Raw genomic sequence first — 20,566 nt, forward strand, 5'->3', positions numbered from 1 at the left:
GCCAGATCCTAGAGAAGATTTATGTGGAAACGATGTAGCAAGAAAAGTTTTAATTTTAGCTAGAGAACTAGATTTGCAAAATGAATTTGAGGAAATTAATATTCAAAACTTAATTCCAGAGAATTTAAGACAAGGTGATAAAAACGATTTTTTAAGTAGATTATCCGAGCTCGATTTTATTTTTGCTAAAATAAAAGCAGATCAAAAACCAAATCACGTTTTGCGATATGTGGGAGAATTGTCGGGCGATTTGCAACAAGACAAAGGAAATCTAGAAGTAAAATTAATTTCTGTTCCACTCGATACCGCTTTGGGGCAATTGAAAGGTTCTGATTCTTTTTTCGAAATTTATACAGAATCTTATGGAGATAGACCTATTGTAATTCAGGGTGCAGGAGCTGGATCGGCAGTTACTGCAAGAGGAGTTTTTGGTGATATTTTGCGATTGTCAGAAAAAGAATAAAATATAAAACATGAAAATTACACTAAACAGAATTAATAATGATTATCACTTTCAACTAAAAAATGAAAGAGGTCATGTGGTAGAATTAGATAGTAAATCTGAATTTGGCGGTAACGATTTGGCACCAAGCCCAATGGAACTTTTATTGATGGGAGTTGCGGGTTGTAGCGCAATTGACATCATCTCGATACTTAATAAACAACGACAAGAAATTACATCTTATAAAACAGAAGTAGAAGGTATTCGAGAACAAATTGAAGAAGCAAAACCTTTTAAAGAGATTACAGTTACTATTTTTTTAGAAGGAAATATCAATGAAGAGAAAGCGCTAAAAGCAGCTCAACTTTCTTTCGAAAAATATTGTTCTGTTTCTAAAACACTAGAACCAACAGCAAAAATCAACTATAAAGTAGTTTTAAATAGTAAACCATTATGAGTCAAGAAAATTTCGGTTTCGAAACCCAAGCCATACGAACACAATTAGAACGAACGCAATATTTAGAGCATTCAGTTCCTTTATACCTTTCTTCCAGTTTCGTTTTTGAAGATGCCGAAGATATGCGAGCTTCCTTTGCTGAGGAAAAAGACAGGAATATTTATAGCCGTTTTAGTAATCCTAACACCACAGAGTTTGTCGAGAAAATATGCAAAATGGAAGGGGCGGAGTCGGGTTATGCTTTTGCAACAGGAATGGCTGCGGTATATTCAACTTTTGCAGCTTTGCTTAATTCAGGCGATCATATTGTTTCAGCAAGTAGTGTTTTTGGTTCAACTCATACTTTATTTACTAAGTATTTTCCTAAATGGAATATCGAAACTTCGTATTTTGACATCAATAAACCTGAAACCATAGAGCAATACATTCAAGCCAAAACTAAAATCCTTTTCGCAGAATCACCAACCAATCCAGCAGTAGATATTATCGATTTAGAATTATTAGGAAAAATTGCTAAAAAGCATAACCTGATTTTAATTATCGACAATTGTTTTGCAACACCATATATTCAAAATCCAATACAATTTGGAGCGCATTTAGTAGTGCATTCTGCTACAAAACTAATTGATGGTCAAGGACGTGTACTCGGCGGTATAACTGTAGGACGTGAAGATTTAATCAGAGAAATTTATTTATTTTCTAGAAATACAGGACCGTCATTATCGCCGTTCAACGCTTGGATTTTATCTAAAAGTTTAGAGACATTAGCTGTAAGAGTAGAAAAACATTGTGAAAATGCCTTAAAAGTTGCTCAGTTTTTAGAAAATCATCCCAAGGTAAAAAAAGTAAAATATCCGTTTCTTAAATCACATCCGCAATACGAAATCGCAAAAAAACAAATGCGATTGGGTGGCAATATTGTGGCTTTCGAAATTGATGGTGGAATAGAAGCAGGACGAGAATTTTTAAACAAAATTCAATTGTGTTCCCTTTCTGCCAATCTCGGAGACACACGAACAATCGTCACTCATCCCGCTTCTACAACACATAGCAAATTGACTGTCGACGAACGATTAGCTGTAAGTATCACCGACGGTATAGTTCGAGTTTCTGTAGGATTAGAAACAGTAACCGATGTAATGAATGATTTAAATCAAGCATTAAATTAATGTAGGAAATAAATCTAGTTTAAAGAAATAAAATAGATTTATTTTCTGTTTTGTAAATAAATAAAATCATTTTACAGAAAATTTTTCAAAATAAAATATTATTACTACATTTGCAAAGTTCCTGCATTTATTGACTGTTATCACGAAAGCTGGAGGGATTAGACCCAACGAAAGCTTAGCAACCCTTTACCATAAAGAAGGTGCTACATTCTATTCCGATTTATCGGAAACAGATAACCACGAGAATTCCCTCTCACTTTCCCATAACATTTTGTATTTCTAAGAACTAATTTCTGTCATACTGAGCTTGTCGAAGTATCAGAAGCTATTTCCTGCTATCCGTTACAATCTTTTTTTCGGCGAAAAGCCTCAAAAAAAGGATTTCCACTACTATCAGGGCTAGGGCATTCGTGTCAAAATCAGCATTATATTAAAAATTAAACTTTGCGAACCTTGCGAAAACCTTTGCGAAATTTGCGGTTAAGAAATAAATTATGTCAACAATACAACAAGCCATACAAGAAAGAATCCTTGTCCTCGACGGAGCTATGGGAACGATGCTGCAACGCAATAATTTCTCCGAAGAAGATTTTCGTGGCGAACGATTTAAAGATTTCCCACATCCATTAAAAGGAAACAACGATTTATTATCCATCACACAACCCGAAGCGGTCAAAGAAGTTCACAGACAATATTTTCAAGCAGGAGCAGACATTGTCGAAACCAATACATTCTCAGGAACAACCATCGGAATGGCCGATTATTATCTCGAAGATTTAGTGTACGAGCTAAATTATCAATCCGCAAAAATAGCTCGTGAAGTGGCTGATGAGTTTACCAACAAACCAAGATTCGTAGCGGGTTCCATTGGACCAACAAATAGAACTGCTTCCATGTCTCCAGATGTAAACGATCCGGGCTATCGTGCCGTCACTTTCGACGATTTGAGAATTGCCTACAAACAACAAGTAGAAGCCTTAATCGACGGTGGTTGCGATGTACTTATGGTGGAAACTATTTTCGATACACTAAATGCAAAAGCAGCACTTTTTGCCATCGAAGAAGTAAAAGAAGAACGAAATATCGATATTCCAGTCATGGTTTCAGGAACAATAACTGATGCTTCAGGAAGAACACTTTCTGGGCAAACCGTAGAAGCGTTTTTAATTTCTATAGCACATATCCCATTATTGAGTGTTGGTTTTAATTGTGCTTTGGGCGCCGACCAACTAAAGCCATATCTTAAAAGATTGTCCAGAAATACGGCATTGAACATTTCAGCTCACCCAAATGCTGGTTTGCCGAATGCCTTTGGACAATACGATCAAACCCCACAAGAAATGCAACAATTGATTCGAGAATATTTGCAAGAAAATTTAATCAATATTATTGGAGGTTGCTGCGGAACAACACCAGAACATATCAAATTAATCGCAGAAGTAGCAGCGCAATTCAAACCGAGAAAATAATCCAATCCTACCCTTGCAAGTTTCAAAAACCTGCAAGGGTTAATTAGAAAGAAATGTCAAGAACAAATAAAATAAATTTACAGCTTTCAGGTTTAGAACCGCTTTTCGTTACCGAAGAATCTATTTTCGTAAACGTTGGCGAACGCACTAATGTTACTGGTTCACGTAAATTTCTTCGGTTAATAAAAGAGGAGAAATACGAAGAAGCTCTTTCAGTAGCCAGAGAACAAGTAGAAGGTGGTGCGCAAATTATTGATATCAACATGGATGAAGGAATGCTTGACGGGGTTCATGCCATGACAAAATTCTTAAACCTTATTGCTGCGGAACCAGATATTGCTCGAGTTCCTGTTATGATTGATAGTTCTAAATGGGAAATTATCGAAGCGGGATTGAAAGTAATCCAAGGAAAAGGAGTTGTTAATTCTATTTCCTTAAAAGAAGGCGAAGCGACTTTTATTCACCACGCTAAATTAGTAAAACGTTACGGAGCAGCGGTTATTGTGATGGCTTTCGACGAAAATGGTCAAGCCGATACTTACGAAAGACGTATCGAAATTTGTAAACGATCGTATGATATTTTAGTCGATACTGTTGGTTTTCCTGCTCAAGATATTATTTTCGATCCCAACATATTTCCTGTCGCTACAGGCATGGACGAACACAAGCTAAATGCACTAGATTTTTTTAGAGCCACAAAATGGATTCGTGAAAATCTGCCGTATGCCAATATTTCTGGTGGTGTAAGCAATGTTTCTTTTTCATTTAGAGGAAATGATAAAGTGCGTGAAGCTATGCATTCCGCATTTTTGTATCATGCCATTCAAAATGGGATGACCATGGGGATTGTGAATCCGGAAATGTTGGAAATTTATGATGAAATAGACAAAGTTTTATTAGAACACGTTGAAGACGTTTTGTTAAATAGAAGAGAAGACGCTACCGAACGATTGTTAGATTTAGCCGAAACTTTCAAAGGTGATTTCAAAATCAATGAAAAAGCTATCCAAGAGTGGAGGAATGGTTCAATTCAAGAGCGATTAACGCATTCACTTGTAAAAGGAATCGACGAATTTATAGAAATTGATGTAGAAGAAGCCAGAGCCAATTCTGAAAAGGCAATTGATGTCATTGAAATTAATTTAATGGCTGGTATGAATGTGGTGGGGGATTTATTTGGAAGCGGAAAAATGTTTTTGCCTCAAGTAGTCAAATCGGCTCGTGTAATGAAAAAAGCGGTTGCTTATCTACTTCCATTTATTGAAGCTCAAAAAGACGGAAAATCGTCGTCGGCCGGTAAAGTCTTGATGGCTACAGTAAAAGGCGATGTACATGATATTGGCAAAAATATTGTTGCAGTAGTTTTGGGATGTAATAACTTTGAAATCATCGATTTAGGGGTAATGGTTTCTCCAGAAAAAATAATCGAAACGGCTATCAAAGAAAATGTAGATATTATTGGTTTGAGCGGGCTAATCACTCCTTCACTAGATGAAATGGTCTATTTAGCCAAAGAAATGGAAAAGTTAAACATCAAAATTCCAATAATGATTGGTGGTGCAACAACTTCGCGAGCACATACTGCCGTTAAAATTGCACCAGAATATAAGCAAACTGTTGTTCATGTAAATGACGCTTCGAGAGCAGTAACTGTGGCGAGTAATTTATTGCAAGCCGAAACCAAAGAAGGTTACGTAAAAGCAATTCGGGAAGAATACGACAAGTTGCGTGATGGATATTTGAACAGAAGTCGAGACAAAAATTTCTTGTCACTTGCCGAAGCACGTAAAAATAAATTGAAATTGGATTGGGATAATTTTACCCAAGTGAGACCTAATTTTATTGGTACAAAAACAATTGAAGTTGCCTTGTCAGAATTGGCGGATTACATCGATTGGACACCGTTTTTTAGCTCATGGGAATTGTACGGAAAATATCCCGCGATTCTTACTGATGAGGTAGTGGGAGAACAAGCAACGGCTTTATTTATAGATGCTCAAAAAATGCTCAACGATTTAATTTCCGAAAATTGGCTAACTGCCAAAGGAATTTTAGGAATTTATCCCGCAAACCAAGTCAATGACGATGATATTCAAGTTTTTGATGAAAACGGAAAAGAATTAGTTAAATTCTTAACCTTACGCCAGCAATCTCAAAAAACTGTAGGCGCTCCAAATATAGCTTTGTCCGATTTTATAGCACCAAAAGAATTGAAACAGGATTATTTAGGATGCTTTTGTGTTACTACAGGTTTTGGTGTCGATGAAAAAGCGGCCGAATTCGAAAAACAATTAGACGATTATAATTCGATTTTGATTAAAGCTTTAGGTGACCGATTGGCGGAAGCATTTGCCGAATACTTACACTTAAAAGTACGTAAAGAAATTTGGGGTTATGCTTCTGATGAAAATTTATCCAACCAAGATTTAATTTCAGAAGAATACAAAGGAATCAGACCCGCTCCAGGTTATCCAGCTTGTCCAGATCATTTGGAAAAACCAACCATTTGGAAGTTGTTAAATGTAGAAGAAAATATTGGTGTCAAACTGACCGAAAGTATGGCGATGTGGCCAGCATCATCTGTTTCAGGATATTATTTTGCCAATCCAGAAAGTAAATATTTTGGACTGGGAAAAATAAAAGAAGACCAAGTAATCGATTACGCAAAACGAAGAGGAATTTCTACCGAAATGGCAACAAAATGGCTTTCGCCGAATATAGCAGATTAATGATTTTAGCAATTTCAATTCTAAAATCATATTGCTAAAAAATTAAAATTTAAAAATGAAAGTAACTCAACATATAGAAAACGCTCAAGGAAAACCACTTTTTTCTTTCGAAATATTGCCGCCACTAAAAGGACAAAACATACAATCTATTTTTGATAGTATCGACCCATTAATGGAATTTAACCCACCATTTATAGATGTAACTTATCATCGAGAAGAATACGAATATAAGGAATTACCTAGCGGATTGTTAGAAAAAAAGATTGTAAAAAAACGGCCAGGAACGGTTGGGATTTGCGCAGCTATTCAAAATAAATACCATGTAGATGCGATTCCTCATATTTTATGTGGCGGTTTTAATAGAGAAGATACAGAGAATTTGCTAATTGATTTAGATTTTTTAGGCATAGATAATGTGGTGGCTTTGAGAGGTGATGCTTTAAAAAATGAAATTTATTTTAAGGCAGAAAAAGCAGGAAACCAATACGCATCAGAATTGGTTACACAAATTGCCAACCTAAACAAAGGAATTTATCTCGATGAAGATTTGCAAAACTCATCATCGACTAACTTTTGCATAGGAATTGCAGGTTATCCCGAAAAACACATGGAAGCCCCAAGTGTAGATAGTGATATTCATTTCTTAAAGCAAAAGATAAAAAACGGAGCACAATATATCATCACGCAAATGTTTTTTGATAACAAAAAATTTTTCGATTTTGTGGCAAAATGCCGTGCGGCAGGGATTACCGTTCCTATTATTCCAGGACTAAAACCTATTGCGACAAAGAAACAATTAAACCTTATTCCACATAGATTTAGCGTTCAATTACCTGACGATTTAATTATGGCAGTAGTAAAAGCTAGCGATAACGAAGCAGTAAAACAAATTGGAATCGAGTGGTGTGCCCAACAAAGTAAAGAATTAGTTGCAGCAGGAATTCCCGTTTTACATTACTATTCAATGGGAAAAGCAGAAAATATTAAAGCAATAGCAAAGGAAATTTTTTAGAAACTATTTCACTTTTGTAGCACTGGTAGAATCGACATCTTTTTTTCTCTTTTTTTCTGAAGAAAAGATATAGCGTATAACAGGATTGGCTTCAAATTATTTTAAAGTAAATAGTACCTTAAAGTGATTTAAAATAATTATTTTTGCTGTTCAATTTTACAGATTTACAATAAAACATATGAGAACGATACAATTTAGAGAAGCTATTTGTGAAGCCATGAGCGAAGAAATGCGTCGCGACGAATCCGTTTACTTAATGGGTGAAGAAGTAGCGGAATATAATGGAGCGTATAAAGCTTCAAAAGGAATGCTTGACGAATTTGGAGCCAAACGAGTTATCGATACACCTATCGCAGAACTTGGTTTTGCCGGTATTGCAGTAGGTTCTGCTATGAACGGTTGTCGTCCTATTGTGGAGTATATGACTTTCAATTTCTCGCTAGTTGGTATTGATCAAATTATAAATAACGCAGCAAAAATGCGTCAAATGAGTGCAGGACAATTTCCTATGCCAATGGTTTTTCGTGGACCAACTGCTTCGGCAGGACAATTAGGAGCAACCCACTCACAAGCTTTCGAAAACTGGTTTGCTAACACTCCAGGATTAAAAGTTGTAGTACCGAGTACAGTTTATGATGCTAAAGGTTTACTAAAAGCAGCTATTCGTGATAATGATCCAGTAATTTTTATGGAATCTGAGCAAATGTATGGTGATAAAGGAGAAGTTCCAGAAGGAGATTATATTATCCCACTTGGTGTTGCTGATATCAAACGTGTAGGAACTGATGTAACTATTGTTTCTTTTGGAAAAATCATTAAAGAAGCTCATATTGCTGCTGAGGAATTAGAAAAAGAAGGGATTTCATGTGAGATTATCGATTTGCGTACTGTTCGTCCAATGGATTATGAAACTATTTTAACTTCTGTTAAAAAAACAAATAGATTAGTAGTTCTTGAAGAAGCTTGGCCTTTTGCTTCTGTAGCTTCAGAGATTACTTATATCGTTCAAGAACGTGCTTTCGATTTTCTTGATGCTCCTATACAACGAATCACTACTGCCGATACACCTGCTCCATATTCACCAACTTTATTAAAAGAATGGCTACCTAATGCGCAAGATGTTGTAAAAGCGGTTAAAAAAGTAATGTATAAATAATTGTCAATTATTATTTGTTAATTGTCAATTAATAAAATAACTATATTTGAAACTTCATCAGTTAATGATGAAGTTTTTTATTTCCTATGTTTATGAAATATTTATGATGATTAAATCACGAATTAAAACGAGGATTTCCTCATAAATATACCATATTCAATAAAAAAACAAATATTATCTATTTATGAAAAAAATATTTATAATCTTCTTTTTTTTACTTTCAATAAGTAATATAGCACAAACTAAAGTGAGTGGGGTCATATATGACGACATGAACGGAACAATTCCATATGCTAATGTATGTTTTAAAGGAACTCGAGAGTGTGTTACATCTGATGAAAATGGGCGATTTTATTTAGAATCTGAGTCAGATAGAAGAATTTTAATCGTTTCCTATGTTGGTTTCGAAACTAAAGAAGTTGTTCTTGCTAAAGCAGTAAATTATAATATGAAAATTTCTTTTGCTGCAGCAAATACGCTCGAAGAAGTAAAAATATTTTCTGGAAAAACATCTAAGAAGAATAATCCAGCACTTGATATTCTTAGAAAAATTTGGGAACGCAAACGCAAGAATGGATTAAACATGTTTGATCAGTATCAGATGAATAAATATGAAAAAGTGGAGTTTGATATGAACACGATAGATTCTGCTTTTATGAAAAATAGAGTTTTCAAAGGATTAGAATTTATTTTTAATCATATAGATACTTCTAAAGTTACAGGAAAAACATATTTGCCTATTTTTATAAACGAATCATTATCTGAAGTTTATGGAGACAACAAAACGGGAAAAAGTAAAGAAATACTAAAAGCTAACAAAAATTCAGGAATTGGTGAAGGAAACGGAGTTGATACTTTTATAAAAGATTTGTATTCAGAATATAATATTTACGATAACTACCTTAATTTCTTCGATAAAAACTTTGTAAGTCCATTATCTAAAACGGGTATTAATACTTATAATTATGTATTAAGCGACAGTACATTTATAGATAAAAAATGGTGTTATAACATTGTGTTTTATCCACGTAGAAAAAACGAACTGACTTTTAAAGGGGATTTTTGGGTAAATGACACCACTTTTGCTATAAAGAAAATTAATCTAACCGCATCAAAAAGCGCCAATATAAACTGGGTAAAAGATATTTATATCGAACAAGAGTTTGATGTGCTAAATGATTCTGTTTTTCTTTTAAAACGAGATCATATGATGTCGGATTTTGCATTAAACAAAAAAGAAAAATCGAAAGGCGTTTACGGAAAAAGAACAACATTGTTTAGTGATCATAAATTTAATGAAGTAAAACCTGATAAATTTTATAAAGAAGATGTAAATAATTACGACCAAACAGTTTATACAAAGTCTGATGAATTTTGGCAAGAAAATCGAGCAGAATCACTAAACAAAGATGAAGCTGGCGTATATAAAATGCTCGATACGCTAAAAACAGTCAAAAAATTTAAACAATTTTATAATATTGTTTCTATACTTGGAAGTGGTTATATAAACAAAGGATTTATAGATTATGGACCAATATTTTCAATATTTGGCTACAATGATATAGAAGGTCAGAGAATAAGAGTTGGTGGAAGAACTTATTTTGGAGCAAACGACCCTTGGCGTATTCAAGCATACACAGCATATGGTTTCAAGGACAATAAATTCAAATACGGAGTTTCAGGAAAATGGATGATCGACAAAAGAAATCGAATCATACTTTCTGGAGGAAACCGTCGTGATGTAGAACAAATTGGAGTAAGTCTAACCACATCCAACGATGTTTTAGGAAGGAGTTTTGCCTCATCTTCCTTTTTTGCAAGCGGAGATAATAGTAAACTGACCAATGTAAATTTGAGCTCTTTCTCTTCAGAAATTGAACCCATTAAAGATTTAATTTTTCAATTAGGATTTTCTCACAGAACATTAGAATCAGCATCGCCAACCTTTAGTTTAGATTATTTTTCAGAATTACCAAGCGTTTCAAATCCAACAGGAACAATAAAATCATCGGTAAAACAAGCTGAAGCTACAATAGGAATAGATTTTACACCAAACCGAAAAACAGTAGGTTACGGAGTAGAACGATTAGAAGTAGACAACAATTACTCACGAGTATTTGTCAATTATAGTAAAGGATTCAAAGGAGTTTTTAATAGTGATTTTGAATATCAAAAACTGCAATTGTATTACCGACAACCTATATATATGGGTGGAATGGGACGATTGTTTACAACATTCGAAGTAGGAAAAGTATTTGGAGAAGTGCCATTAGGATTACTTGCTGTAGTGCCAGGAAATCAGTCTTATTTTGTGATAGACAACACGTATAATTTAATGAATTATTACGAATTCGTAACAGATCAATACGCTTCATTACATTTAGAACAACATTTTAATGGTCGTATTTTCTCTAGAATTCCATTTATGAAAAAACTAAATTGGAGAGAAATTGTAGGAGTCAAAGCAATATACGGAAACGTTTCAAACGAAAATAGAGCTATAAATGCTTCTGGATTGACATACCAAGCGCCAACAAACGGTTATTGGGAATACCATGCAGGAATTGCAAATATTTTCAAAGTATTTCGTATCGATTTTGCATGGCGAGGCAGCTATCTAGAACTTCCCGAAGCAAAAAGATTTACTGTAAAAGGATCGTTCGGATTTTATTTTTAGGAGCTTTTCCTGCTATTCGCTATATCTTTTCCTTCTAAAGAAGCAAGAAAAAGGATATCGCTACTATCAGGGCTAAAAAAACCAATAGATATGCAAGAAGCAATCTCTTTTCTGTCTAAAAAAGATAAGATTTTCGAACAAATCATAAACACCTATGGTTTGCCAACAATTCCGTCACGACCACAAGGTTTTGAAACCTTAGTTTTGTTAATATTAGAACAACAAGTTTCCATCGATTCTGCAAAAGCAACTTTTCTAAAAATAAAAGCTTTAATTCCGGATTTTGAGCCAGAAATCCTAATTGCGCTAACAGACGAAGATTTTAGAGCCTTTGGTGTAAGTCGACAAAAAACAAAATATATTAAATGTCTTTCGGAAGCCATTATAGACAAACAAATTATTTTAGAAAGTTTGCCTAACAAAACAGCGCAAGAAGTTCGAGAAGAACTCATCAAAATAAAAGGAATTGGCAACTGGACCATAGATGTTTACCTTATGTTTTGTTTGCAAACGCCAGACATTATTCCACTAGGTGATATCGCTGTAGTAAATACAATAAAAGAATTGCTCAATATTCACAACAAGCCAGAAATGGAAATCTATGCTCAAAATTGGTCACCATATCGCAGTATGGCAACCTATTTATTGTGGCATCATTATTTGCGAAAACGCAACAGAAAAATAGAATATTAACGTCTCGAAAACAACTTTGAGTCTAAACTGTATCTTCCAGCTCCAGTAAAAAACAAGCCTAAGTAAATTATAAAATAAACAAAAGCATCATTAAATTGATAACCATTGTCTCCTTTGTCTAAAATTGACATCGGGAAAACGACCAAGAAAATCCAACCCATACAAAATAGTAGAAAAAACAAGCTCATTCTAGTAAATAAACCTAGAATTAATAAAACGCTACAAACCAATTCAGCAAACACGGTTAGTCCTAAAGCTACTTTGCTAGACATTCCTAGGAAACTAACGTTTTTCATCCAAAAATCGGAAGCGGCCATTTCGTTAAAATGAATTAATTTTTCGTAGCCATAAAATGCCATTAGTGAGCCAATTATTAAACGGATAAGTAATAATCCAAAATCGATATTGATTGCATTTGCTGAAAAGAGTAATTTTTTCATAATAAAAGATGTTTTTTGGTTGGTTAGGATTTCAAATATATGAAAATAAGTATTGCAAAACACTTTTTTTATAGTACTTTTGCACCCTCAAAAAAAAGAAAATGACAGCAGATAAAATACAAACTTTCGACGTTCTAGTCGAAATACCTAGAGGAAGTAGAAACAAATACGAGTACGATTTCGATTTAAAAAGAATGCGTTTCGACCGTATGTTATTCTCATCTATGATGTATCCAGCGGATTATGGTTTTATTCCAGAAACATTAGCACTTGATGGTGATCCTTTAGATGTTTTAGTATTGGTAACTAAACCTACTTTTCCAGGTTGTGTGATAGAAGTAAAACCAATTGGTGTTTTCCACATGGCAGATGACAAAGGACCAGACGAAAAAGTAATTTGCGTTCCAGTTTCTGATCCAATATGGAATTCATTAAATGATTTATCAGACATAAACCCCCATTTGCTAAAAGAAATTGAACACTTTTTTCAAGTATATAAAGATTTAGAAAAAAAGAAAGTAGATGTAGAAGGCTGGGGCGATGTAAACGAAGCGAGAGCTATCATTAAAGAATGTACAGACCGTTTTGATGCCATTGAAAACAAACCAGAAGGATTATTTAGCATAAAATAAGATTTATGATAAGGAATTAAAGGCTCTAGTTTATCTAGGGCCTTTTTTGTTTTAAAATGAGTTGATTTGCTTGTTGTTTATTTGAAATAATAAAAATATTATTGTAGATTTATGAAAATAAAATATAAATGAATTTAATAGTATTCGATTCTGTATTTTTCTTAAGTGTTTTTTTACTCTTTATTAATTGTATATTATTTACAAGGTTAAAAAATAAAACAAAAACTGATATTATATTATACTTGTATTTACTAGTTAATCTGTTCGAGACCATACTGTGTTTTAGTATTTATCAACTCCTACCAGATTCGAATTATTTTGTTTCGCATTTATATTTTTTTATACACTTTTCCTTTTTATCTTATTTCTATTATCAAATTATTGAAAATAGGAGAATTAAAAAATTAATAAAAATAATATTTCCTATTGTTTATCTTTTAATTATAGTTTCATTTGTTGTAAATCCTAAATTGTTTTTTGGCTTCAATTTATTAGAAATTATACTAATTTGCACTTCAATAATAGCTTTTGCTTTTGTGTTAATTTTTCAAACATTAGAAACCGAAAAAAGATATTTTTATTTTTCTATTGGCATCATCTTGTATTTCACTATTAGTTGTTTAATATTTATTTCGGGTAGTTTAGATAAAATAATGGTGTTTTTAAAAGACCCTTATATTGATCATTGGATAATTAAAGATCTATTTTTTACAATTTTTCAAATATTTATTTTTAAAGAATATTTATTTATAAAGAAAAAACAAAATGAACTACCAGAATAGCCCAGTTTTTATTATTATTTTTTCTATACTATTTATAATTGCAATTTTAGTTTTAACTATTGTTTTTATAATAAAATCCCGTAAAAAAATATTTGAAAAAGAAATAGAAAAGAAAAATTTAGAAATTGCCTATCAAAAACAAAATACGTTATCTATTATCGAGGCACAAGAAAACGAACGAAAACGAATTGCACAAGATTTACACGACGATGTAAGTTCTAAATTAATTGCACTTTCGTTAAATTTACATTTATTAAAATCTAAAAAAACACCAGAAGCAGAGAAAGAAAGTATTTTTTCTACTTTAGAAAGTATTAATTCAACTGCAATTGAAACTTCCAGAAAAATTGCACATAACTTATTTCCTCCTATTTTAGAAAAATTTGGCTTACAAGAAGCTATTGAAGAAATTGTGTTAGATTTTAATTCGTCAAGACAAATAAATATAAAATACAAATCGGAAGTTAATTTCTCTTTTTTTGAAAAAGAAAAGCAATTACATGTTTTTAGGATTATTCAAGAACTAATCAATAACTCCATAAAACACGGAAAAGCATCAGAAATAAATATCCTTTTTAAAAATGAAAATAAAAATATTGAAGTTTCTTATCAAGATAACGGTGTTGGATTAATCAAAGAAAAGTTTAATAAAAACAAAGGTTTAGGTTTTATTAATATCGAAAGTCGTATTACTGCTATAAATGGAAATTATGTTATTGACTTTACAAAACAAGATGGATTTGCGTTAACCATACATTTTTAATATGGAGCACAAAATAAAAATTGCTTTAGCAGACGACGAAATTTTAATCCGACAAGGGATTAGGAATTTATTAGACCAAGAAGACAATATTGAAATTCTATTTGATGTTTCAAACGGAATCGAATTAATTTCCAAATTAAGTGGACTTAGTGAACTTCCGGATATTATTTTAATGGATATCAATATGCCTGAATTAAACGGTATTGATGCCACAAAAAAAATAACTACACTTTTTCCTGAAATTAAAATAATAGCATTATCGTCCTACAACTCAATTTCTTTTATTAAAAAAATGCTTTCGGTTGGTGCAGTTTGTTACATTCCTAAAAACTTTAGCCCAACTGATTTAATAATAAGAATTAATAAAGTGTTTGTTAACGGGTTTTTCTATGAAAAAAGCATGTTAGATGCTATAGATAAAGACAACAAAGCATTAAATTTAGAAATTTCCGATCGAGAAATAGAAGTATTGCAATTAATTTGCCAACAAAAATCGGCATCTGAAATTGCAGAAATTCTAAAAATTAGCTCACGCACTGTAGATAATCACAGAAATAGTTTACTCCAAAAAACAAATTCTAAAAACATCATTGGTTTAGTTATTTATGCTATTCAAAATCAATTGTTTATTCCGTACAAATAGAAGATTGAGTTGATTTGCTTATTGCCAATTTTTAAATACAATTTTACATTTGTCTTCTGATCATTAAAACAAATAATATGAAATACTTTTACCTAATCCTTTTTGCTTTTTTAAGCATTACAAGTGCTAAAGCACAAACTTTTACCGCTGGTGGTATAAATTATAATATAACTAGTGCAACGGCACCGCTTACGGTTGAAGTTAGCAACCATTCCTTTTATTTCTCTGGACCTGCAAACATACCTGCAATTGTGTCATATATAGGCCAAGATTATGCGGTAACATCTATTGGTGATGCTGCTTTTTACTATTGTTCTGGTTTAACTTCGGCAACCATTCCTAATTCGGTAACATCGATTGGTAATGATGCTTTTCGGCAATGTAATAGTTTAACTTCGGTAACGATACCTAATTCGGTAACTACTATTGGTGATGCTGCTTTTGAACAATGTTCTGGTTTAACTTCGGTAATGATTGGAAGTTCGGTAACTACTATTGGTAATGCTGCTTTTCGGCAATGTAATAGTTTAACTTCGGTAACGATGCCTAATTCGGTAACATCTATTGGTGATGCTGCTTTTCAGGGATGTTATGGATTAACTTCGGTAACGATACCTAATTCGGTAACATCCATTGGTAATTCTGTTTTTCAAAGCTGTTTTGGTTTAACTTCGGTAACGATACCTAATTCGGTAACTACTATTGGTTATTCTGTTTTTCATGACGCTTGGAGTTTAACTTCGGTTACAGTTAATTGGACCACATCTGAGGCTATTGTGACAATTGATCCTAATGTTTTTACAAATGTTAATATCAATTCAGCTACATTAAACTTGCCAGGAGGCACTGCTCATTTATATCAAGCTGCTCCTGTTTGGACAGAGTTTAATATTGTAGGAGGTACAATACCATCGCCAAGAGGTTGCTGGGCATCGGTTAGTGCTGGTAGTCAACATACACTAGCTATTGCTCAAGACGGTACCTTGTGGGGATGGGGCAGTAATACCTATAAACAATTGGGCAACAATGCAACAGGCAATGTTACATCGCCAGTACAAATTAGCAACGATCCTAATTGGGCATTTGTTTCGGCAGGTGAATTTTATAGTTTAGCTATTAAAAAAAAACGGAACCTTATGGGCTTGGGGCAGAAATAGTGATGGCCAGTTAGGAAATAATACTACAACTCAAATCAATATCCCCACTCAAATAGGCACAGATACTAACTGGGTAGGAGTATATGCAGGTTACCACCATAGTGTAGCTAAAAAAACAGACAATACCTTATATGCTTGGGGCGAAAATACGTACGGGCAAATAGGAAACAACACCACCGTAGCATTACAGCTTACCCCAACATTAGTAAATGGTACCAATTGGCAAACGGTTTCGTTAGGAGGAGGGCATACAATGGCATTGAAAGTAAATGGCGAATTGTGGGCTTGGGGTCGTAATATTTACGGACAATTAGGTTTAGGAAACACAACTAATGTTTCTGTTCCAACGCGAGTAGGTTTAAATTTATGGAAAAGTATAGAAGCTGGCGATTATCACAATGTTAGTATTAGAGATAATGGTGGACTATATTCTTGGGGCGATAACTTTATAGGACAATTAGGTTTAGGCGATACAAATCAACGAAATAGTCCAACGCAAATTGGTGCAGAAACCACTTGGAAATCAATTGCAGCTGGTTTATATAATGGTTATGCAACAAAAACCACAGGAACTTTATGGTCTTGGGGTGATAATTATAAAGGACAGTTAGGTAATGGTGCATTTGTTGAACAAAACAGCCCAATACAAGTGGGTACAGCTATCAATTGGGATAATGTAATTGCAGGCAATGAATATGCAATAGCTCAAAACAATGCAGGAACTTTTATGTCATGGGGAGATAACCAGTCAGGCCAATTAGGTAATGGTAATACTTTACTAAACAACACTGGGCAAAACACCCCAGGTGTAATGGGTTGCGCAGGAAATATTTTAGCTTTTGATGGCGTTGATGACAGAGTACGAATTGCAAACACAGGAACTGGTGTTTTAGGTGATAATTCGTTAAATGAAAGTTATACAATAGAATTAAAAGTACAACTAAACAGTATTGCTAATAATAAAGTATTTTCTAAAAATGCTACTTCTCCAAGTAACCAAGGTTTTACTATAGAAACCGATGCGTCAGGAAATTTATTTTTTGATCAAGCATATGGCGGAACTTTTAGTAGAGCACAAACTGCTTCACCTCTTTCTGTAAATACTTGGTATCGTATAGTGGCTACATTTGATTATGCAACCAAAACACACAAATTATACTTAAATGGTGCTTTGGTTCAAACAAAAACGGAAACAGGAACGCCTAATTTTGCCAATTTTGATGCTGGCTTGGGATATTCTTATGGAACGACATCTGGTAAATTAGATGGGAAATATAACGATTTACGCATTTGGAATATAGTAAGAACTCCAGTAGAAGTAAGTTCGTATACACGTAGTGCACAAGCCGTAAATTCTGTGCCAAATCTTATAGCACATTTTAAATTTAACCAAGGGATTGCCAATGCTAATAATTCAGGTTTAACCGTACTGGCTAATGAAATTACAGGAAGCCCAGTTGTTGGTACGCTCCAAAATTTTGCTTTAACAGGTTCAAATTCAAATTGGTCAACCGATGTAACAGCAAATGAAACTGTTGTATTAGGTATTGATAATTTTAACTTAACAGATACTGTTAAAATTTATCCCAACCCATCAACAGGCATTTTCAATATTTCAATTAATGAAGATGCATCAGTAGAAGTTTCTGATATGCTTGGCAAGGTCATCTTCTCTAATAAAGTAAAAGCTGGTAACAATACGATTGATATTACAAACTATCAATCGGGAATATATTTGTTAAATGTAAAAACGGAAAATGGTTCGGTTACTAAAAAGTTACTAAAAGAATAATTTTTTAAATTAATTTATTGTAAAAGCAACACTTTAATATAAAGTGTTGCTTTTTTGTTTGTTTTTGTTAAATTTACCAAAACTAAATTACTAACCAATAATAATTTTATGAATACAATAATGATTTATGTGCCAATAGTTATGGCAATCATCGGATTGATTTTTATGCAAATCAAAAAGAGCTGGGTCTTAAAGCAAGACGCTGGAGACGGCAAAATGAAAGAAATTTCAGATTACATCTACGAAGGTGCATTAGCTTTCCTAAAAGCAGAATACCGTTTATTAACTTTCTTTGTTATCGGAGCAAGTGTAGTTTTATTTGGTTTGACATTATTGCCAAACGCAACAACGCATTGGTTAATAGTTATTGCATTTATTATAGGAGCATTTTTCTCGGCTTTAGCGGGTAATATGGGAATGAAAATCGCAACAAAAACGAATGTTCGTACTACACAAGCCGCTCGTACTAGTTTACCACAAGCATTGAAAGTTTCTTTTGGTGGTGGAACAGTAATGGGATTAGGTGTTGCTGGTCTAGCAGTCCTTGGTTTAACAGGTATTTTTATTCTTTTGTTCCATAAATTTATGGGTGGTGTTTGGACATCAACTGAAGACATGACAATTGTATTAGAAACATTGGCTGGTTTTTCACTTGGAGCTGAATCTATTGCTTTATTTGCAAGAGTTGGTGGTGGAATTTACACTAAAGCTGCCGATGTTGGCGCTGATTTAGTAGGTAAAGTTGAAGCTGGTATTCCAGAAGATGACCCTCGTAATCCTGCTACAATTGCAGATAACGTTGGTGATAACGTTGGAGACGTTGCCGGAATGGGTGCCGATTTATTTGGTTCGTATGTAGCAACAGTTTTAGCTGCAATGGTTCTTGGAAACTATGTTATTAAAGATATGGGCGGAAAAATCGAAGACGCTTTTGGCGGAATTGGACCAATCTTATTACCAATGGCAATTGCTGGTTTCGGAATCTTGTTTTCTATTATAGGAACAATGTTAGTGAAAATTTCGGATGACAATGCCAAAGAAGCACAAGTTCAAAAAGCATTAAATATCGGTAACTGGGCGTCAATTCTTATGACTGCTGTTGCTTGTTATTTCTTAGTTAAATATATGTTACCGGAAACAATGACAATGAGTTTCTTCGGCGAAGGAATGCTCGAAATTTCTTCAATGAGAGTGTTTTATGCAACTTTGGTTGGATTGATAGTTGGTGGAGCTATTTCTTCTGTAACTGAATATTATACAGGATTAGGGACAAAACCAGTTTTGGCAATTGTACAAAAATCATCTACGGGAGCAGGAACTAACGTGATTGCGGGTTTGGCAACGGGAATGATTTCTACATTTCCAACAGTAATTTTATTTGCTGCTGCAATTTGGGCTTCTTACGCTTTTGCAGGATTTTACGGAGTAGCTTTGGCTGCATCTGCAATGATGGCTACAACAGCTATGCAATTAGCAATCGACGCTTTCGGACCAATTTCTGATAATGCGGGTGGAATTGCGGAAATGAGCGAATTACCTAAAGAAGTTCGTACAAGAACAGATATTTTAGATTCAGTGGGTAACACAACTGCTGCAACAGGAAAAGGATTTGCTATTGCTTCGGCAGCATTAACTTCACTAGCTTTATTTGCTGCTTATGTAACGTTTACAGGAATCGATGGAATCAATATTTTCAAAGCGCCAGTTTTGGCTATGTTGTTTATTGGTGGAATGATTCCAGTTGTTTTCTCAGCATTGGCAATGAACTCTGTTGGAAAAGCAGCAATGGATATGGTATATGAAGTACGTCGTCAGTTTAAAGAAATTCCAGGAATTATGGAAGGAACTGGAAAACCAGAATATGCAAAATGTGTCGATATTTCTACAAAAGCCGCTTTACGCGAAATGATGTTGCCAGGAATTATGACTATTGGTTTCCCAATTGCTATTGTGCTTTTAGGATTAATAGTTTACGGAGACAATCATCAGTTAGTTGCTGAAATGTTAGGTGGATACATGGCTGGAGTTACCGTTTCTGGTGTGCTTTGGGCAGTTTTCCAAAACAATGCTGGTGGTGCTTGGGATAATGCTAAAAAATCTTTTGAAGCTGGAGTGATGATCAATGGTGAAATGACTTACAAAGGTTCTGATGCTCATAAAGCTGCTGTAACTGGAGATACTGTTGGAGATCCGTTCAAAGATACTTCTGGACCATCTATGAATATATTAATCAAATTAACCTGTTTGATAGGATTGGTAATTGCTCCAATTTTAGGAAATGGGAGTCATGCAACTACCGAAAAAGGAGCTTGTTGCGCTTCGGAAGCTAAAACTGAAATGAAATCTTGTGCTAGTTCAAAATGCGACATGACTAAAATGGCAACAATGACTAAAGACGAATGTGCAGCAATGTGCGACGAAAAAGGTTGTTCTGCTGAAGAAAAAGCAGAATGTATGTCACATTATGATGAATCAGGAAAATTTAAAGGGGAAGTAAAGCAAGAAGTTTCTAAACAAATTTCTATCGAAAAATCGAATGTAGATGGTAAAGTA

At 33.8% G+C, this 20,566-nt stretch carries 15 protein-coding genes, 2 pseudogenes and 1 riboswitch; of the genes and pseudogenes, 16 read left to right on the forward strand and 1 reads right to left on the reverse strand.

Annotation, left to right across the window (positions count from 1 at the left end; genetic code table 11):
- From ACHZC3_RS12035 to ACHZC3_RS12075, 9 genes and pseudogenes are all read left to right on the forward strand, one after another.
- Positions 1–463: pseudogene (locus ACHZC3_RS12035) on the forward strand (bifunctional aspartate kinase/homoserine dehydrogenase I); the annotation flags it as partial.
- 10 nt (positions 464–473) lie between these two features.
- The gene (locus ACHZC3_RS12040) at positions 474–899 is read left to right on the forward strand and encodes an OsmC family protein (RefSeq protein WP_394760103.1); all 426 of its coding nucleotides are present in this window, start codon (positions 474–476) and stop codon (positions 897–899) included.
- The gene (locus ACHZC3_RS12045) at positions 896–2,068 is read left to right on the forward strand and encodes a trans-sulfuration enzyme family protein (RefSeq protein WP_394760104.1); all 1,173 of its coding nucleotides are present in this window, start codon (positions 896–898) and stop codon (positions 2,066–2,068) included. Before ACHZC3_RS12040 ends, ACHZC3_RS12045 begins: the two co-directional genes overlap by 4 nt.
- 134 nt (positions 2,069–2,202) lie before the next feature.
- A riboswitch (SAM riboswitch) is annotated at positions 2,203–2,308 on the forward strand.
- Between the two features lie 254 nt (positions 2,309–2,562).
- On the forward strand, positions 2,563–3,537 hold the full coding sequence (locus ACHZC3_RS12050) for a homocysteine S-methyltransferase family protein (RefSeq protein ID WP_394760106.1): 975 nt from the start codon (positions 2,563–2,565) through the stop codon (positions 3,535–3,537).
- 53 nt (positions 3,538–3,590) lie between these two features.
- A complete protein-coding gene (metH, locus tag ACHZC3_RS12055; RefSeq protein ID WP_394760107.1) occupies positions 3,591–6,266 on the forward strand; it encodes a methionine synthase in 2,676 nt (891 codons plus the stop codon).
- Between the two features lie 55 nt (positions 6,267–6,321).
- Positions 6,322–7,278: a methylenetetrahydrofolate reductase [NAD(P)H] gene (gene metF, locus ACHZC3_RS12060; protein WP_394760109.1), complete on the forward strand. Its 957-nt coding sequence runs from the start codon at positions 6,322–6,324 to the stop codon at positions 7,276–7,278.
- 178 nt (positions 7,279–7,456) lie between these two features.
- Positions 7,457–8,434 (forward strand): pyruvate dehydrogenase complex E1 component subunit beta, encoded by a 978-nt coding sequence (locus ACHZC3_RS12065; RefSeq protein WP_394760110.1) that lies wholly within the window; start codon positions 7,457–7,459, stop codon positions 8,432–8,434.
- Between the two features lie 184 nt (positions 8,435–8,618).
- The gene (locus ACHZC3_RS12070) at positions 8,619–11,111 is read left to right on the forward strand and encodes a DUF5686 family protein (RefSeq protein WP_394760111.1); all 2,493 of its coding nucleotides are present in this window, start codon (positions 8,619–8,621) and stop codon (positions 11,109–11,111) included.
- Positions 11,112–11,201: 90 nt separating this feature from the next.
- Entirely contained in the window at positions 11,202–11,804 is a 603-nt protein-coding gene (locus tag ACHZC3_RS12075) for a DNA-3-methyladenine glycosylase family protein (RefSeq protein ID WP_394760112.1), read from the forward strand.
- On the opposite strand, the gene ACHZC3_RS12080 is transcribed toward ACHZC3_RS12075, so the two are convergent.
- Positions 11,801–12,244 (reverse strand): DoxX family protein, encoded by a 444-nt coding sequence (locus ACHZC3_RS12080; RefSeq protein ID WP_394760113.1) that lies wholly within the window; start codon positions 12,242–12,244, stop codon positions 11,801–11,803. The genes ACHZC3_RS12075 and ACHZC3_RS12080 overlap by 4 nt on opposite strands.
- A 101-nt stretch (positions 12,245–12,345) precedes the next feature.
- Between ACHZC3_RS12080 and ACHZC3_RS12085 the strand changes: the two genes are divergently transcribed.
- From ACHZC3_RS12085 to ACHZC3_RS12115, 7 genes and pseudogenes are all read left to right on the forward strand, one after another.
- The gene (locus tag ACHZC3_RS12085; protein WP_394760114.1) at positions 12,346–12,876 is read left to right on the forward strand and encodes an inorganic diphosphatase; all 531 of its coding nucleotides are present in this window, start codon (positions 12,346–12,348) and stop codon (positions 12,874–12,876) included.
- 765 nt (positions 12,877–13,641) lie between these two features.
- Positions 13,642–14,421, forward strand: coding sequence for a sensor histidine kinase (locus tag ACHZC3_RS12090; RefSeq protein WP_394760116.1), 780 nt, complete (start codon positions 13,642–13,644; stop codon positions 14,419–14,421).
- Between the two features lies 1 nt (position 14,422).
- Positions 14,423–15,064, forward strand: coding sequence for a response regulator (locus ACHZC3_RS12095; protein ID WP_394760117.1), 642 nt, complete (start codon positions 14,423–14,425; stop codon positions 15,062–15,064).
- Between the two features lie 77 nt (positions 15,065–15,141).
- Positions 15,142–16,221, forward strand: a complete 1,080-nt coding sequence (locus tag ACHZC3_RS12100) for a leucine-rich repeat protein (protein WP_394760118.1) — start codon at positions 15,142–15,144, stop codon at positions 16,219–16,221.
- A 28-nt stretch (positions 16,222–16,249) separates the two neighbouring features.
- A pseudogene (locus ACHZC3_RS12105) lies at positions 16,250–16,747 on the forward strand (RCC1 domain-containing protein); the annotation flags it as partial.
- Positions 16,748–18,013 carry a LamG-like jellyroll fold domain-containing protein gene (locus ACHZC3_RS12110; protein ID WP_394760120.1) on the forward strand — a complete coding sequence of 422 codons (1,266 nt, stop codon included), beginning with the start codon at positions 16,748–16,750 and terminating at the stop codon, positions 18,011–18,013. It abuts the pseudogene before it with no gap.
- Positions 18,014–18,121: 108 nt separating this feature from the next.
- On the forward strand, positions 18,122–20,566 hold a 2,445-nt coding region (locus ACHZC3_RS12115; protein ID WP_394760119.1), incomplete at its 3' end, for a sodium-translocating pyrophosphatase.

It is taken from the genome of Flavobacterium sp. (genome assembly GCF_043720215.1).
In the GTDB taxonomy this organism is placed as follows: Bacteria; Bacteroidota; Bacteroidia; order Flavobacteriales; family Flavobacteriaceae; genus Flavobacterium.

Bases quoted from the DNA above. Each gene is read 5' to 3' on its own strand.
- ACHZC3_RS12085 (WP_394760114.1), top strand. From the start codon at position 12,346: ATGACAGCAGATAAAATACAAACTTTCGACGTTCTAGTCGAAATACCT.
- ACHZC3_RS12075 (WP_394760112.1), top strand. From the start codon at position 11,202: ATGCAAGAAGCAATCTCTTTTCTGTCTAAAAAAGATAAGATTTTCGAA.
- ACHZC3_RS12095 (WP_394760117.1), top strand. From the start codon at position 14,423: ATGGAGCACAAAATAAAAATTGCTTTAGCAGACGACGAAATTTTAATC.
- ACHZC3_RS12065 (WP_394760110.1), top strand. From the start codon at position 7,457: ATGAGAACGATACAATTTAGAGAAGCTATTTGTGAAGCCATGAGCGAA.
- metH (WP_394760107.1), top strand. From the start codon at position 3,591: ATGTCAAGAACAAATAAAATAAATTTACAGCTTTCAGGTTTAGAACCG.
- ACHZC3_RS12050 (WP_394760106.1), top strand. From the start codon at position 2,563: ATGTCAACAATACAACAAGCCATACAAGAAAGAATCCTTGTCCTCGAC.
- ACHZC3_RS12040 (WP_394760103.1), top strand. From the start codon at position 474: ATGAAAATTACACTAAACAGAATTAATAATGATTATCACTTTCAACTA.
- ACHZC3_RS12090 (WP_394760116.1), top strand. From the start codon at position 13,642: ATGAACTACCAGAATAGCCCAGTTTTTATTATTATTTTTTCTATACTA.
- ACHZC3_RS12080 (WP_394760113.1), bottom strand. From the start codon at position 12,244: ATGAAAAAATTACTCTTTTCAGCAAATGCAATCAATATCGATTTTGGA.
- ACHZC3_RS12070 (WP_394760111.1), top strand. From the start codon at position 8,619: ATGAAAAAAATATTTATAATCTTCTTTTTTTTACTTTCAATAAGTAAT.
- ACHZC3_RS12100 (WP_394760118.1), top strand. From the start codon at position 15,142: ATGAAATACTTTTACCTAATCCTTTTTGCTTTTTTAAGCATTACAAGT.
- ACHZC3_RS12045 (WP_394760104.1), top strand. From the start codon at position 896: ATGAGTCAAGAAAATTTCGGTTTCGAAACCCAAGCCATACGAACACAA.
- metF (WP_394760109.1), top strand. From the start codon at position 6,322: ATGAAAGTAACTCAACATATAGAAAACGCTCAAGGAAAACCACTTTTT.